This is a genomic window from Arcicella gelida (assembly GCF_034931025.1).
In the GTDB taxonomy this organism is placed as follows: Bacteria; Bacteroidota; Bacteroidia; order Cytophagales; family Spirosomataceae; genus Arcicella; species Arcicella gelida.
Genome location: NZ_JAYGIL010000025.1, coordinates 45,304 through 60,677, shown reverse-complemented (window position 1 = coordinate 60,677; position 15,374 = coordinate 45,304). Strand labels below are relative to the sequence as shown.

16 protein-coding genes are annotated in these 15,374 nt (G+C 32.7%); 3 read left to right on the top strand and 13 right to left on the bottom strand.

Features of this window, described 5'->3' with window-relative positions; genetic code table 11:
* Window positions 1-321: 321 nt before the first annotated feature.
* Window positions 322-1,524, bottom strand: a complete 1,203-nt coding sequence (locus tag VB776_RS17850; RefSeq protein WP_323698235.1) for a helix-turn-helix domain-containing protein — start codon at window positions 1,522-1,524, stop codon at window positions 322-324.
* Window positions 1,525-1,724: 200 nt separating this feature from the next.
* Window positions 1,725-2,948: a helix-turn-helix domain-containing protein gene (locus VB776_RS17845; RefSeq protein ID WP_323698234.1), complete on the bottom strand. Its 1,224-nt coding sequence runs from the start codon at window positions 2,946-2,948 to the stop codon at window positions 1,725-1,727.
* A 432-nt stretch (window positions 2,949-3,380) separates the two neighbouring features.
* Here VB776_RS17845 and folP point away from each other — a divergent pair, with 432 nt between their 5' ends.
* Window positions 3,381-4,214 carry a dihydropteroate synthase gene (gene folP, locus VB776_RS17840; protein WP_323698233.1) on the top strand — a complete coding sequence of 278 codons (834 nt, stop codon included), beginning with the start codon at window positions 3,381-3,383 and terminating at the stop codon, window positions 4,212-4,214.
* 57 nt (window positions 4,215-4,271) lie between these two features.
* On the opposite strand, the gene VB776_RS17835 is transcribed toward folP, so the two are convergent.
* A complete protein-coding gene (locus VB776_RS17835) occupies window positions 4,272-5,006 on the bottom strand; it encodes an MlaE family ABC transporter permease (RefSeq protein WP_323698232.1) in 735 nt (244 codons plus the stop codon).
* 104 nt (window positions 5,007-5,110) lie between these two features.
* Between VB776_RS17835 and VB776_RS17830 the strand changes: the two genes are divergently transcribed.
* Complete coding sequence (locus VB776_RS17830; protein ID WP_323698231.1) at window positions 5,111-5,785, top strand: SDR family oxidoreductase; 675 nt, start codon at window positions 5,111-5,113, stop codon at window positions 5,783-5,785.
* Between the two features lie 5 nt (window positions 5,786-5,790).
* Here the strand turns inward: VB776_RS17830 and VB776_RS17825 are convergent, their stop codons facing one another.
* Both VB776_RS17825 and VB776_RS17820 read right to left on the bottom strand, forming a co-directional pair.
* Window positions 5,791-6,258 carry a lipocalin family protein gene (locus VB776_RS17825; protein WP_323698230.1) on the bottom strand — a complete coding sequence of 156 codons (468 nt, stop codon included), beginning with the start codon at window positions 6,256-6,258 and terminating at the stop codon, window positions 5,791-5,793.
* A 135-nt stretch (window positions 6,259-6,393) separates the two neighbouring features.
* Window positions 6,394-8,511, bottom strand: a complete 2,118-nt coding sequence (locus VB776_RS17820; RefSeq protein WP_323698229.1) for a peptidylprolyl isomerase — start codon at window positions 8,509-8,511, stop codon at window positions 6,394-6,396.
* Between the two features lie 471 nt (window positions 8,512-8,982).
* Here VB776_RS17820 and VB776_RS17815 point away from each other — a divergent pair, with 471 nt between their 5' ends.
* A complete protein-coding gene (locus VB776_RS17815) occupies window positions 8,983-9,213 on the top strand; it encodes a hypothetical protein (protein ID WP_323698228.1) in 231 nt (76 codons plus the stop codon).
* Between the two features lie 274 nt (window positions 9,214-9,487).
* Here the strand turns inward: VB776_RS17815 and VB776_RS17810 are convergent, their stop codons facing one another.
* The 8 genes from VB776_RS17810 to VB776_RS17775 form a co-directional block, all read right to left on the bottom strand.
* Complete coding sequence (locus VB776_RS17810; protein ID WP_323698227.1) at window positions 9,488-10,228, bottom strand: hypothetical protein; 741 nt, start codon at window positions 10,226-10,228, stop codon at window positions 9,488-9,490.
* Window positions 10,229-10,392: 164 nt separating this feature from the next.
* The gene (locus VB776_RS17805; protein WP_323698226.1) at window positions 10,393-11,523 is read right to left on the bottom strand and encodes an aspartate aminotransferase family protein; all 1,131 of its coding nucleotides are present in this window, start codon (window positions 11,521-11,523) and stop codon (window positions 10,393-10,395) included.
* A 351-nt stretch (window positions 11,524-11,874) separates the two neighbouring features.
* Complete coding sequence (locus VB776_RS17800; RefSeq protein ID WP_323698225.1) at window positions 11,875-12,051, bottom strand: hypothetical protein; 177 nt, start codon at window positions 12,049-12,051, stop codon at window positions 11,875-11,877.
* A 51-nt stretch (window positions 12,052-12,102) separates the two neighbouring features.
* The gene (locus VB776_RS17795) at window positions 12,103-12,978 is read right to left on the bottom strand and encodes a hypothetical protein (RefSeq protein ID WP_323698224.1); all 876 of its coding nucleotides are present in this window, start codon (window positions 12,976-12,978) and stop codon (window positions 12,103-12,105) included.
* 45 nt (window positions 12,979-13,023) lie between these two features.
* Entirely contained in the window at window positions 13,024-13,983 is a 960-nt protein-coding gene (gene argC, locus VB776_RS17790; protein ID WP_323698223.1) for an N-acetyl-gamma-glutamyl-phosphate reductase, read from the bottom strand.
* Between the two features lies 1 nt (window position 13,984).
* Entirely contained in the window at window positions 13,985-14,590 is a 606-nt protein-coding gene (locus tag VB776_RS17785) for a hypothetical protein (protein WP_323698222.1), read from the bottom strand.
* A gap of 84 nt (window positions 14,591-14,674) precedes the next feature.
* The gene (locus tag VB776_RS17780) at window positions 14,675-15,073 is read right to left on the bottom strand and encodes a type II toxin-antitoxin system VapC family toxin (protein ID WP_323698221.1); all 399 of its coding nucleotides are present in this window, start codon (window positions 15,071-15,073) and stop codon (window positions 14,675-14,677) included.
* Window positions 15,073-15,291 (bottom strand): DUF2281 domain-containing protein, encoded by a 219-nt coding sequence (locus tag VB776_RS17775; RefSeq protein ID WP_323698220.1) that lies wholly within the window; start codon window positions 15,289-15,291, stop codon window positions 15,073-15,075. The genes VB776_RS17780 and VB776_RS17775 overlap by 1 nt, the downstream gene beginning before the upstream one ends.
* Between the last annotated feature and the right edge of the window lie 83 nt (window positions 15,292-15,374).

The following is a 15,374-nucleotide window of genomic DNA, read 5'->3' as shown; positions in this document are numbered from 1 at the left end:
AGGGATAATCGAACTGGGTATAAGTTTAGGTATGTTAGTAATATAATATTCTGAATTTGGCTACAGCATTCGTCTAAACGACGATTGTAATTAACATTTGATAAATTTAACGTATGCAAATATTGAGGGAAAGAGCGTCAAAACATTAACGCCAGAAGTGTGTTTTAGTAGTATTTTAGAAAATAGAACTAATTTTTCGCTTTTTTGGAGGGGATTTGAAGCTTTTTTTTGAAAAAGTGGAGAATATTGAAAATGTATTCAACATTTTTTTCTCATTTTAAAAGCGTTAATACAATTATAATAAATGTTGAAAAACCTAGGTTATTGCTTTAATTCTTCTAAAAATTCGATAGGGGTTTTTCCCGTGTGTAATCTAAATACTCTATAAAAATTACTTTTTGTAGAGAATCCGGCTTCATGATATAATTGATCAATGGTATATTTTTTTAGGATGCCGTCTTTTAGTAATTGAATGGCATAATTTATGCGCCACTCATTTTTATAATCAGAAAATTTTTTTGAAAGATGATAATTGAAGTAATAGCTAAGATGATGAATCGGAATATTTAAGGATTCAGAAAGTTCTATAATAGTGAAGTTATCGCTCAGATACGGTTTGTCATGCAAAAAATAATTCTCAATAATCGAGTTTATCTCTGCTAGTTTAGCATCCTCTAATTTAAAATTTGGTTTATTACTTTTTTCAGCTTTTACTTCAGTCAGTTTCTCTTCAATAAAAAGTTCTTCTCCTTCATCTGAAATTCCGTATAAAACTCTTGGGAAAAAGAAAATAGAAATGTTTAGCATGAAATAAACAAAAATGGCATAATCCATTAAATCATTGAAAAACAAACCTAAATTTTTTGAAAGACTAAAATGATTACTAAACAACAGAGTAAGTGTAGTTAAAGTAATTGTTAGTAAAACACTGAGAATTGAAAAAAGCCATAACCATTTAATGGTAGATGTGAATATTATTTTTTGAAAAGAATGACTTTTTAGGTGTTTGTAAAGTAAATATAATTGTGCGATGCTTAAGGTTAAGTTCAGGATAGGTCTTAATACGAAATAAAATTTGAAGTTTAAAAAGTAAGTAGGTGTATAAATAAAAATGTTATTAACATCTTCTAAAATCAACTTTGCAATATGATGTTTTTGTTCAGGTGAAGTAAATAATTGTGGAATAATATCAATAAAACATAAGATACCAGGCAAAACGATTAGTAAATCCCATTTATTGAAACGTATTTTTTTCAAAAGCATGAATTTTACATACCAATAAGCAAAAGGGCGAGTAAGTAACGATATAGGTAAGATTATACCATAGAAAAGTGAAATAAAAAATTCATTTTTATTTTTTAAAGTGCTAAGATAATACAAAGCAAAAATGCCCATCGTGAGAAAATGAAGGGATAAAAATATATTAGCTTTGTTTTTACTCTTTAAATATGGGAAGCTAAAAATAGCCACAATTATGCCTATGATGTACACAATCCTGACAATTTCATTTTTTAAATATTCCATGAAATACATTTGCTGTTCTCTGATTCTATTTACTGCAATTGAGAGAAATCACATTAAACATATTGATATATTTTAATATTTACTAATAATATTTTAGGATTAGTAACTGTGTTTTTACCAAAAAAACAGTTAAACTCTTCTATATGAAGTGTTTAGTGCTGGTTCTGTAAGTTTAATTTTAAGTCTTGATGAAGTGTGTGTTAGGAGTTAATCTCTTCTAAAAATTCAATCGGTGTTTTACCCGTATGTAGTCGGAATACTCTATAAAAATTACTTTTTGTAGAAAACCCTGCTTCTTGATAAAGTTGCTCTATCGTGTATTTTTTTAAAATCCCTTCTTTTAATAATTGGATGGCATAATTTACTCGCCATTCATTTTTATAGTCTGAGAATTTTTTTGAAAGATAATAATTAAAAAAATAACTAAGGTGATGGTTCGGAATATTTAATGATTCAGACAATTTATTGATATTGAAACTATCATCTAAATAAGGTTTTTCCTGAACGAAATAGTTTTGAATCATTACTTCTATTTCTGATAATCTTGCTTCTTCTATTTTGAATGAAGCTTTTACATAATCGTCTGATTTGTTATTAACGACTATTATTTCTGGATAATTATTTAACCTTTCTTCTTCAGATTCATTATATAAACCATAGAGTATTTTAGGAAACAAAAATACAGAGATATTTAAACACAAGAATAAAAAATTGGTCATATTCATCAATACAACAGCATTATCATAATTAATTTTAATTTGATGATTTAAACTGTTAATTGAAATAGAGAGTAAAGATAGTGCCAAAGTAAGCATCAAACCAATCAATGAAAAAGTCCACAACCAACGATAAGTAGTGGGGAAATTAACTTTATGATTTGGATTATCCCTAAAATGTTTATAAAGCATAATCACTTCTGCTATAGAAACTGTTAGGCTAAAAATTGGTCTGAAATTAAAGTGAAATTGAGGTGTACCAAAATAGGTTACTGGATATCGAAATATATTATTTTGGTCTTCAATAATTAACTGGGCAATTTTTAATTTATAATCAAAAGAAGTAAGTAAATAAGGAGCAATATCAAAAATATATAATACGGCAGGTAAGATGAGAAGATAATCCCAATGCTTAAATTCAATTTTTTTACTAATCATCGAACGCACATACCAGAACGAAAGAGGACGAAACAGATATATCAAAGGTGCTGTTGTGGCATAAAGTGCAGCAACAATATTAGGATTACCGTTATTGATTAAATTATAATGAAGTAATGCGTAAATAGCAGAAACCAGAAAATATGATGATAGAAATATGTTGGATCTATTTTTACTTTTTAAATATGGAAAAGTAATCAGGGCAATGATAATGCCAATTGCTGAAAGATTTTTACATATTTCATTTATAAAATAGTCGAGGTAATACATAAAAATAAGGAAAGAGATTGTCAGGCTAAGACGAACACATGTTAAATGTTAGTTTGTTATAATAGTAACATTTTAACTTTTTAAAGTTTAATGCTAAATTATCGTAATTGGTTCTATATAACAAGCAATAATTTTAATTTCAGTTTTTCTGTAATATTTATTGAGTATATACTACTAATTCCAACTATAAAAAATGCTTTCTACATACGCTGGTGCTAAGTTGTAAGAAGCTTTTTTTCTAATTTATACTGAAAATTGCTATAATGACTAGCTAAATTGAAACTATAATTTAATTCTTTGAATGCTTGTAGTCACAAATTTAAGGATGATAAAAATTATCTTTTTCGGCTTAGCATTTCGGAAATAAGTATGACGCTACAATTTTATTTATCTTTGAAGGCTTATATCCTTAAAATAATTCAATATAAATTTATGAATATCAATTGTAGTGGTCAACTTGTTGATTTGTCTGTGCCCAAAATTATGGGTATTTTAAATATTACTCCCGACTCATTTTATGCGAATAGTCGTTATGATGATTTGTCGAAAGTATTGATTCAGGTTGAAAAAATGATTTCTGCGGGAGCTACTTTTTTGGATATTGGTGGACATTCAACCAGACCAGGCGCTAGACCAGTAGATGGAGATGAAGAATTATCAAGAGTAATTCCTGTAGTTGAAAGTATTCTAAAACGTTTTCCAGAAGCTTTAATTTCAATTGATACTTTTCGTTCGGAAGTGGCTTCAAAATGTGTTGAAGCTGGTGCTGTTATGGTGAATGACGTTTCAGGAGGATTATTAGACGATAAAATGTTTGAAACTGTAGCAAGTTTAAACGTACCTTATGTATTGATGCACAGTAGAGGAACACCTGAAACCATGCAGCAAATGACGGATTATGATGATTTAGTGATTGATGTTTTGGACGATTTGCAACAGAAAGTAGCTCAATTACGACAATTCGGTCAAAAAGATATTATTGTTGATTTAGGTTTTGGTTTTGCAAAAACAGCCGACCAAAATTATATTCTATTAAATCATTTAAGAGATTTTGAAGTAATGAATTGCCCAATGTTGGTGGGAGTATCCAGAAAATCTATGATTTGGAGAAAACTTAACATTACAGCCAATGAAGCACTTAATGCAACCACTGTTTTGAACACAATTGCTTTGATGAAAGGAGCGAACATTTTACGTGTTCATGATGTGGCAGAAGCGATTGAAGTGGTAAAATTGGTAGATTTTTTGACGGTAGGAGAGAAGTAGAAATAAAATTTATCTTGAGAGAATGATAAAATTGTTCACTCAAGATAAATTGAAAAATTAAGCGGTTACTAGCAATTGTGCTAATAAATAATCTGCAATTAAAACGGCTATGCAACTATTCGTAACAGCAGCTGTACTTGCTTGACCAACCTCTAAGGCACCACCACCAGTGAAATAACCTTTGAAAGCGGAAATAGAGACAATCAAAAAGGCAAAAACCACAGATTTGATTAAGGCAAAAGGAACGTTGAACGCATTAAATTCAAACTGAATACCTTGAATATATTCTTGTGGAGAAATTGCACCTGTCAACCAACCCGCTAAATAACCGCCATAAATAGAAAGAAATGCGGCTAAAGTAACTAACATTGGGAAAACTATGATTGAAGCAACAACTTTTGGGAGTACCAAATAAGAAGTAGAGTTGATTCCCATTACTTCTAATGCGTCAATTTGCTCTGTTATTCTCATTGTTCCTAGTTCACCAGCGATATTTGAACCTACTTTTCCTGCTAAAACAATTCCAGTAATGGTTGGTGCAAATTCAAGTATGGTTGAATCTCGAACGATTAAACTGATGATATAATGTGGAACAAATGGATTATCTAAATTGGCAGCAGTTTGTACACAAGTAACTGCACCCAAAAAGAACGAAACAATTGAAACAATTAATAATGAGCCAATCCCAATTTGTACGGCTTCATCAATGGTTAACCTTGTATATACTTTGAATTTTTCTCTGTTTGTGAAGAGTTTTCCTAAGAAAATAAAATATTTACCTATTATAGACATTCTTTGTTGAGGTTTTTCACGATTGAAATTACTTGGCTAAGAAAAATGTTTAAACCTTTTAACGATTAAATCATTTTTAAATTCAGACATAATAGACAAAGATAATGAACAAAACGATAGTAGTAACAGGTGGAACAAAAGGTATTGGCAGAGCCATCGTCAATAAGTTTGCCAAAGAAGGCTTTACAGTCATCACTTGTGCCAGAACCAACGAAGAACAATTTCCTGAAAATGTACTTTTTTTCAAAGCCGATTTATCTAAGAAAGCAGAAGTATTAGCTTTTGCTGATTTTGTAAAAGCTTCTGTTTCACAAGTAGATATACTTGTCAATAATACTGGTTTCTTTTTGCCCGGACAAATTCATAACGAAGCAGAAGGTACTTTAGAAGCCATGATTGAAACCAATTTATACAGTGCTTATCATCTTACAAGGGCTTTGGTCAATGAAATGATTGCTAGAAAAGCGGGCTATATTTTCAATATTTGTTCGGTAGCAAGTATCGTAGCTTATACAAATGGGGGTTCGTATTGTATCTCTAAATTTGCAATGTTGGGAATGAGCAAAGTATTAAGAGAAGAGTTGAAACCTCACGGTGTGCGTGTAACAAGTATCCTTCCGGGGGCAACTTTCACCAACTCTTGGGCTGGTGTAGAATTACCCACAGAAAGATTTATCGCTTCTGATGATATTGCAGAAGTAATCTGGACAGCTAATGCTTTGCCAGCTACTACTGTTTTAGAAGAAATTATAATGCGTCCGCAATTGGGGGATTTATAATTAATTTATGGTGCTGGAGTCATTTTTACCGTTGCATCAACATCAGAAATGCCTAATTGTGGAAAAGAAGCTTTGCTGTTGAAATCGAAGTTTTTGTCAGTAAGTTGAACCACAGTTAGGCTTCCAGCACTTAATCCCGCTACATTTACCCCTGTAATTTCAATCGTTGCTTCATTATTCGTGAATTTCCAAGTGCCATTGCTTGAAGTATTTCCATTGTTGTCAATCGCAGTAACTGTTCCATTCGCTTTAAAGCTTAATCTTACTTTTGATAAATCATAGCCATTATTAGCTTGGTCTCTTGAATAAACAACAACCAATCCTCCAGATGCCGAGGCTGATTGCACTTGCCAAACTGTATTTGTAAGATTTTCTGTTTTAGTTTTGGGCGTAACGGTAGCTTGGTCTTCTTTGCAGCTAAAGATTGAGAAAATAAGTAAGAATGATAATACTGTAAATTTTAAATGTGCCATTTGAAAATTGGTTTAATGAATAAATTGATAACCTATTAACGTAGGTTTGTCCGAAAAGATTTTATTTCCCCCCAAACCTCTTAAATAAAAAAAGCACTCCCGAAGAAGTGCTTTTTTATAATACTTTAATTTTGACTAGAAGAACTTAGCTCTGTTATCAACCACTTTCGCATTTTCTTTGATAGCTTCGTTGATATAGAATGATGTTCTTTGACCAGCCATCATTTTTGCTGTGTTTTTGTAAAGCGTTAAATCTGCAATAGCTGGTGCTGGAGTAGATTTAATAGTTTCCATGATGAAAACGCCACCTTCACCTTTGAAAGGCTTAGAGCGTTTTCCTACTTTCAAACCGAATGCTTTACCAATAGCTGTTGGGTCTGCACCTGCGCTAGTTAGTACACCTTGTGCTAAAGTAATATCAGTTGCTGTTTCAACCAAAGCTCCTGCTCCGTATTTCTGAGCGATTTGCTCTAAAGTACCTGAAATACCTGCTAATTTTTTCTCAATTTGTTCTGCTTTCAAATCTCCTTTAACTCTTGCAGTTAATTCTTCTCTGAAATCATCTACTTTCACTTTGTCTTTATCTGTACTTCCAGTTACTAAAGCTACGATATACTGGTTGTCATTTTGGAAAACATCTGAAACCGAACCTACTTTAGTATCTTCATTAAATGCCCAACGAACGATGTCACGTGCATTTTGTAAGTTATTGAAACTTGTTGCTCCTTCTGGAATTCTATCTCCACGAAGCATCAACAATGTTTTATCTTTTTTCAAACTTGCTTCAAAAGCTTCTTTCGTAGTATTTTCTGCTGCAAAAGCATCTGCTTTACGCAATACTTCATCCATTGTAGATTGACTTGGAGCAATCGTGCGGTTGATAGCGGCTAATTTATAACGAGTATTAGTTTTAGCTTCTGTTACTTTTACGATATGGTAACCAAAATCAGTTTCAACAATGCTTGGTAGTAAACCTGTTCCAGAGAAACCAAAGATAGCATTCTCAAAAGGTTTTACCATTGAACCATTATTTTTGAAATAGCCTAAATCTCCACCTTGTTGAGCCGTTCCGTCTGTACCAAATTGTTGAGCCATCGCTTCAAAGCTTGCTCCACCTTTGATTTGTGCTAAAATACCTTCTGCACGTTTACGAGCGGTTGCTTTTACTGAATCAGAAGCACCTTTTGGAGCATTGATTAAGATATGACTAGCACGAACTGTGAATAAAGAATCTTTTTGGATACCACCGTATTTATAGATTGAGTAAGTCAAACCATTTTTGAATGGGCCATAAATACCTCCAGGAGTCATGTTACCTAATTGACCTTTTACAGCTTCAGGAATTTCTGCTAAAGTTGAATAATAAGGAGTTTTAACATCCGAATTCATCATTGCAAAAGCTGAATCGTTTTTAGCAATCGCTAATTCTTTCGCCAAACGCTTTAAGTCGTTGTAGAAAGATGCTGTATCTAATTTCGAAGGAATCACTGGGAATGTTACGTACTGAATAGAACGTGTAGTTTGTCCTTGAAATAAATCTTTGTGCGAAGCTAAGTAATCTTCCAATTGCGAATCAGTTACTTTGATTGTAGAGTCAGCTACAGAATAGAATGGTACGTATAAATAACGTGCATCTACTTTTGAAGTTTGCGCAACATAGTCTTTTTGAGCTTCAACATTTGTTGTATATGTTGACATCTTCAAAAGGTTTTCATATTTCGTTCTCAAACGGTCTTGGCTCAATGATTTCTCAAAATTAACCCAAGCTTGTTGTTGTGCAGCAGGAAGTGTTTTGAAGTTTTTCAAAAACTGAATTACATAACCTTTGTCGAACTGTCCTGTTTGTGGATTTGTAAATTGCTGACGAACTGAAGGGTGAATATTTGTTCCTTGAACCATATCAACCAATTCAGCAGGAGATACCGTAAGTCCTAATGTTTCGTATTCTTTGCCATAAGCTAAATCCAAGATGTATTGATTCCAAACTTGATCACGAATCATGGCTACTTCTTGTTCTCCAGGACCACGACCAGACTGTTGTGTGTATTGTTGAGTAATCTCGTCAACTTTCTTTTGAAAATCTTGGTATTTAATCGTTTCTCCTCCGATTTCACCCACTGCGTCTTTTGCACCGCCGAAGAAACTCGAACGACCTTGAAAAATGTCTCCTCCGATAAGAAAGAGAATTAAACTGATGGCGATTGCCGCCGCCGCAATCCCCGACTTTTCTCTGATTTTGGTAATTAATGCCATTTTTAAATATTAAGTTATTGATTTTTCGCTATCTATCAGCTCCAAAGCATCAAAGACAAGGTTTTTGATAAAGAAATTACAATGTGATACTATCTTCTGATAGATTCTAGGGAACCCAAAAGAAACGCAAAATAATTACTTTATTGGCTAATATCAAAATATGAATGATGTTGTACTTTGTGCAATTATGTTTAATCGGCTGAGTGTTAGCCAAATATTAGACTATAATCTTTATGTTTTTTAATTTGAAGGCATACTTTTTTATGACCTAAGTGATTGATTTTCATTTGCTTTGTTGTTTATTACCTAATGGATTCTAGCAAAGAATTCCACGTCGATATTCCATTTTAGTTTATAATACTTTTAATAATTTTTGTTCAAATTTTGTTACTTATTTATCAACCTGTAGTCTATTGTTATAATATCTTCAAATTTTAACTTTGCTACCAGTCCTTTATTTTTCATTTTTTTATGAAAAAAATTGATTACATATTACTCTCTAGGCATTTTCATGGAGAAACTACCGATGCTGAAAATCAACAGATCTTTAGTTGGAGAGATAGTAGTTCCATCAATCGACGGACTTATGAAAGGCTATTCAAACTTTGCTTAAAAGAAAGTAAAATTGTTGTAAGCCAAGATAATTTAGAGGAAATGGGCAGTTGGGGTACAATTCTTTCTAAAATATTAGCTGAGAGCTAATGATAAAGTAGCGAGTTTTCTTTTCTGAGTAGCTCTATTTCTTTTTCAAGTAGCTCTATTTCCTTTTTGAGTAGTAACATTTCTTTTACAAGTAGCTATATTTTTTTTCTGAGTAGTATTATTTCTTTTTCAAGTATCTTTATTTCTTTTATGAGTAGTGATATTTCTTTTCCACGTAGCTACATTTCTTTTTTGAGTAATATTATTTCTTTTTCAAGTAGCTCTATTTCTTTTCTGAGTAGTGATATTTCTTTTTTACTCAGTCCTTAATCTTTTATTTCCTAATCACATTGAATGTTATCTTGCTCAATAGCTTATATTCAGGGCTGGTGCTACCAAAGATGGATTTTACATATTTTTTTACAAGAAGACTTCTTGCATGCAAGCCTATTTCTGCTTCATACAAAATGCTATCTCTTTTCAAGCGGGCATTACTTAATGCTACAAAACTGGAGGAAACCTTTTCATTCGCTGTCATTTGATTGGTCAATAATTCCTGAATAGTATTTACTTGTAGCGTTACTTCATTGGGGGCATAACTTGGTTCGTTGGCAAGGATACTAAGCAAGGCACGGAGATGTTCTACTTGATTCGTGTAGGAGAGTTGGATAGACGAAACTGTTTTTGTCTTTGGGTTTTGTGCATCCTCTTCAATGCCTTTCTTTTTTCCTTCACTTGCTTTTTTACCTTGTAATTTTCTGTTAAATCCTTTCACATCTTTTTTCGTTTCAGCAAGAGCATCGGAGTTATCAAAAGCATTAACGAGTCTAGTCGCTAAAGTTTTGTTGTTTTTGAAGAGGTCGAACCGTGCATTAATCGCAGCATTATAAGCAATATTATATTTGATGACGTCATCTAACGCCTTTTCAGCTTGTGCAAGCGTTTCTTCTAAAGTAGGAATTTGAATTGAGGTTTTGCTAGGCTGATATTGGGTACCAAAAGCTTTACAAACATTGATAAGGTCTAAAAAATTACGGACATTAATAGCATGTCCCGTTTCGGTTGTAGTTGACATGGTTTTTCTGTTGTTTTTAAGGGAGTTATGACTAGGTTTTTAACTTTTTAAAATTAAGATATTTTAGGCATTTTTCAATCACTAATAGCATGAATCAAAAAAGGCTGAAACAAAACACCATTAAGTATTTTGTTTCAGCCTCTTATTTTGAGTAAGTACTATGACTAAGCCGTTACCGAAATAACTTCTTCTAAAGCCTGTAAGAAAGTATCACATTCTTTTTGAGTAATAGCAAGGCTTGGTAATAAACGTAAAGTATGTTTGCCAGCATATCCACAGAAAATATGATGTTCAAAAAGTAAAGTATCTCTGATTTTATCAACGGGTTGTTCAAATTCAATACCAATCATTAAGCCACGTCCACGTAATTCTTTGATGCCTTCCAATTTGCTCAGTTTTTCAAATAAATACTCGCCCATTTTAGCGGCATTTTCTATCAAGGCTTCCTCTTTCATTACATCCAAAACCGCTACTGCCGCCGCACAAGCCAAGTGATTTCCACCGAAAGTTGTGCCTAACATTCCATGTTTAGCTTTGAATTTTGGAGCAATCAAGACAGCACCAATCGGGAAGCCATTGCCCATTCCTTTGGCTGTTGTAATCAAGTCTGGTTTGATGCCTGAGAATTGATGAGAGAAGAATTTTCCCGAACGACCATATCCGCATTGAACCGAATCCAAAATCAAGATTGCACCCGTTTTGTCACAAGCTTCACGAGCTGCTTTCAAAAATTCATCAGAAGCAACATTGATTCCACCTACTCCTTGAATACCTTCGATAATCACGGCACAAGTTTCTTCTGTTACATTAGCTGTAAGCGTTTCAACATCGTTGAATGGGAGGAAAGTAACGTGTTCATCGTAATTTACAGGGGCAACAATCGCTTTATTATCTGTAACAGCCACAGCACCAGCCGTTCTTCCATGGAATGCTTTAGAGAAAGCAATCACTTTTTTACGACCATTGAAAAAAGATGCTACTTTCAAGGCATTTTCGTTGGCTTCTGCTCCAGAATTACAAAGGAATAAATCGTACTCTTCGCAACCCGACAGTTTTCCTAATTTCTCTGCCAATTCACTTTGAATAGGAATATTAACAGAGTTTGAATAAAAGCCAATGTTTTGTAATTGCTCAGTCAATTGCTGAACATAATACGGATGTGAATGTCCGATTGAAATTACCGCATGACCACCATAAAAGTCAAGATATTCAACACCATTTTTATCCCATAAATAGCTACCTTTTGCTTTTACAGGCGTGATGTCGTAAAGAGGATATACATTAAAAAGATTCATTTCTTGTGTTATTAAGTCAATAGCTGTTAGTCATAAATTTCTTTTCGATGACCAATATTTAAGACAACTATTGTGATTATTTCATCATTTAATTTAAAATAAAGCGTGATATTTTATGAATTATGGTATATAAATAATTTTATTTCATTACTTATAATTAGGGCTTTACTAATGATTTAATCTTGTTCAAAACATTTCTTAAAATAACAATTTCTGTAGCGGCAAACCCTTGCGGTTGCCGTACTCAAAACGGCAACCGCAAGGGTTTGCCGCTACGTCATTTCCGTTTTAAAGACAAATCTAAACCTTCGTAAATTACTGACTCATAATTCATAACTATTACTTTTATAACTAATTCCTTCGCCTTTGTTGAATAGCTTCTCTTAAAGAGATTGTAGGTTCATTGTGATTAGCCTCAGCAGAAAGTCCATCAAGTAAGTCTTCAATACGCTCACGATGGATTTTCATGTCGATGAGGACGGCAGTTTTTACGCCTTTATCATTCGTTATATAATTTCCACCTTTCATTTGCTTTAAATTTATCTGTATAAAAATACTAAGAACTCATGATTATATAACTTATTTATTTACCCTTTTTCTACCAAACTTGTAGCCCAAAACACCATAAAATTCTCCGAACCAAATACTTTGCTGGGCATAATCACTGTCTCGTCCAGTGGTATGAACATGATTTAATCTTGTAAAACCACCTTTTAAATCTGTCTGTAAAAAGAACCTTCGTGAAAGGTCGAATCGTAAACCTGTTTTCAATGAAACGCCATAACCTGCAAAATTGAAATGATTATTCCGTCCAATGGTAAACAAATGTGAGTCTGTTCTTGGAATAATTGTTCCTGCACCTACACCTACTAGCCAATCAATACCTTGAATATTGTTTTTTGCTTTCCATAAACGGTCGTAACGGTCAAGTTCTAAATGCAAGTAATTGAAGCCGTCAGTATGTTCATAATGCAAAAAATCTTCTGGGCGAATCAATTTAGGAGTACGATTAAAATCACCAACATATTCTGGATTTACAGTAATTGCTGGGTCTGAAACCTGAGCTGAAATATGTCCAGATACTTCAAGCGTTTGGTTATCATCCATTACATATTTCATGTGGTCCGAACCAATTGAAATACTCCAATGGTCACTAAAAAAGTATCCATAACGAATATTATATTGAGGAACCGATAATCTGGTAATATCAAAATAAACGTCAGCACTAAAAGGAATTGGTAAATCTTTTGCCGTAGCATTATGGAGGGTAAAATCATAACCTTTACCTCTAAAAGTAATGTCCGAATTGGCATATTCCGAACGATTATATCCCCAAAAGAAATAATATTCTCCTTTTCTGCTGTATGGTTTTTTACTTAATGGTTTTATTTCTCGTGCAGTACTTGAAAAAGTAAATGAAATACTAATTAAAATAAAGGTTAGGATTTTATACATTGATGAATGAAGGATTATAAAAATGATGATAAAAAAATCGGTAGTTTAGAAGCCTACCGATTTTAAACCTAAACCAGTTTTTTCATCAAGACCAAACATCAAATTCATGTTTTGAACGGCTTGTCCAGAAGCTCCCTTTGTTAGGTTATCAATAATACTTGAAATCAATAAATTGCCATTGTGTACTTCTAATGAAACAAGGCATTTATTGGTGTTTACAACTTGTTTAACGTCCACAGGCTTATCGCTAACATGCGTAAAAGGATGTGCTTCGTAATATTTTTTATACAACTTTTTAGCATCTTCCAAAGTACCATCAAAGCTTGTATAAACATTCGCCATGATTCCACGAGTGAAATTTCCACGATATGGAATAAAATTAAAACTTTGGTCGAAATCACTTTGCAAAGTATTTACCACCATGCCAATTTCTTGTAAATGCTGATGCGTAAATGCTTTGTAAATAGAAATGTTATTATTTCTCCAAGAAAAATGACTGGTGGCTGATAAACTTTGTCCCGCTCCAGTTGAACCCGTAACTGCCGAAATATGAATATCGTCAGTTAAAATTCCAGCATTTGCCAATGGTAATAATGCTAATTCAATTGAAGTAGCAAAACATCCAGGGTTAGCAATGTGTTGAGCCGTTTTGATTTTCTCTCTTTGTAATTCTGCCAAACCATATACAAAACCTTCAGATTGGTCACGGTAATCAGTACTTAAATCAACGATTTTAATACTTTTAAAAGAAGGATTTGCTTCTAAGAATTTCTTTGATTCACCATGTCCCGAACAAAGGAAAGCAACATCAATATCTGTATGAAGGTCGTCTGAAAAGAGTAAATCAGTATCACCTAATAAATCAGTATGAGTACTGTAAACAGGTTTTCCTGCTTGCGATTTTGAATTAACAAAAACAATTTCTACTGCTGGGTGATGAATCAGGATTCTTAATAATTCTCCTCCTGTATATCCTGCACCGCCTATTATACCTACTTTTATCATATTATTTTTTATAGTAAGGAGTATTTTTAAAGTTTAACCACAGCATTTTTTCGATTACTTTTTCAGTAGATTTAAACATTGTTCCTACTAAAACTAGTGGAAACTCGCCAATCATTTCACCCGTATTTCCATCAGAAATTTTCATTTTAGAAAGTACTGAGTTATCTAATTTATTTTTATTTCCTACGCCAATAGCAATAGATAACAACTCTCTTCCTACTATTTCTTCATTATTTATGAATGTATTCAGTCTTATTTCCGCATCAATTATCCCATCAACTTTTAATGCTTTGCAAATAAAATCAGCAGGTAAATCTTTTAAATCTTGTAGCGTAATTTCGTTTTCAGCTAAAAGACTATTTGTTTCATCAAACGATTGTATTTCAACAGTAACTGACTCTTTTTTTAATTTTAAATAGTCATTAAATTTCTTTTGAAGTAAAAAGCCGTCTTCGTATTCTTTATTCCTAACATCACCGACTTTTAAACCCTCAGGTAATGTTTTGTAGATATAGTAAACTTTTAGAGGCAGCACAGCTATTTTTTTATGTTGCTTAACTAATGAATCAACATTAGTTTCTTGAGAGAAACTAGTTTTAGGAATCATTATAAGAAGGAAAATAAAAAGAAGGTGCTTGGGTAGATGGCTAGTCATACAGTATTATCTTTTTAGAGCTATTTCATTGGCAATCTATGCTTCAATAAGATGAATTATTGACGTGTAATTTTTAAATTTTTCATCTGCTGATATGATAGTTAAATCTTCATGAACAGCAATAGCGATTAACATTCTATCAAAAGGGTCTCTATGGTCTGGAAGCAGTGGAATGGTCTGATATTGAATTGAGTGATGTCGGTTCAAGTCAATTATTTTAATGTCTTTTTCAATCGTTTTCTCAATAGTGAATTCCAAAGAATCTGGAAGTATAAGTTTTCCAATTGAAATTTTGATACTCATTTCATAAAAACTAACAGCACTAACAAAGATGTCATTTGTTTCGTCTTCAATTAGTTGTTTGGATTTGGTTTTTAGAAGAGGGTTATCTTCTAAAAACCAAATCAATGTATGAGTGTCTAACAATAACTGCATTACATATAATCCTTTAAGTCTTCAAGTGATTCATTGAAATCATCAGACATCCACACTTTACCACTAAGCCCTCCTGCTTTACGTGTTTTTGGAGGAGTGCTTTTTGCAATCTCCTCCTCCAAAAATGTAACGATGACGTTCATCTTCTGTGTTGAAATGGGCTTTTCCGCTAAAGTGATTTGTCCATTTTCATACGTTCCTTTGATGGTTGTGAGCATATTATTTCTTGATTTAGGTTTAATAAATGATTAGACCTTCATTAAAATACTACAAAAAACAATTTTTACTAAGCGAATAATTT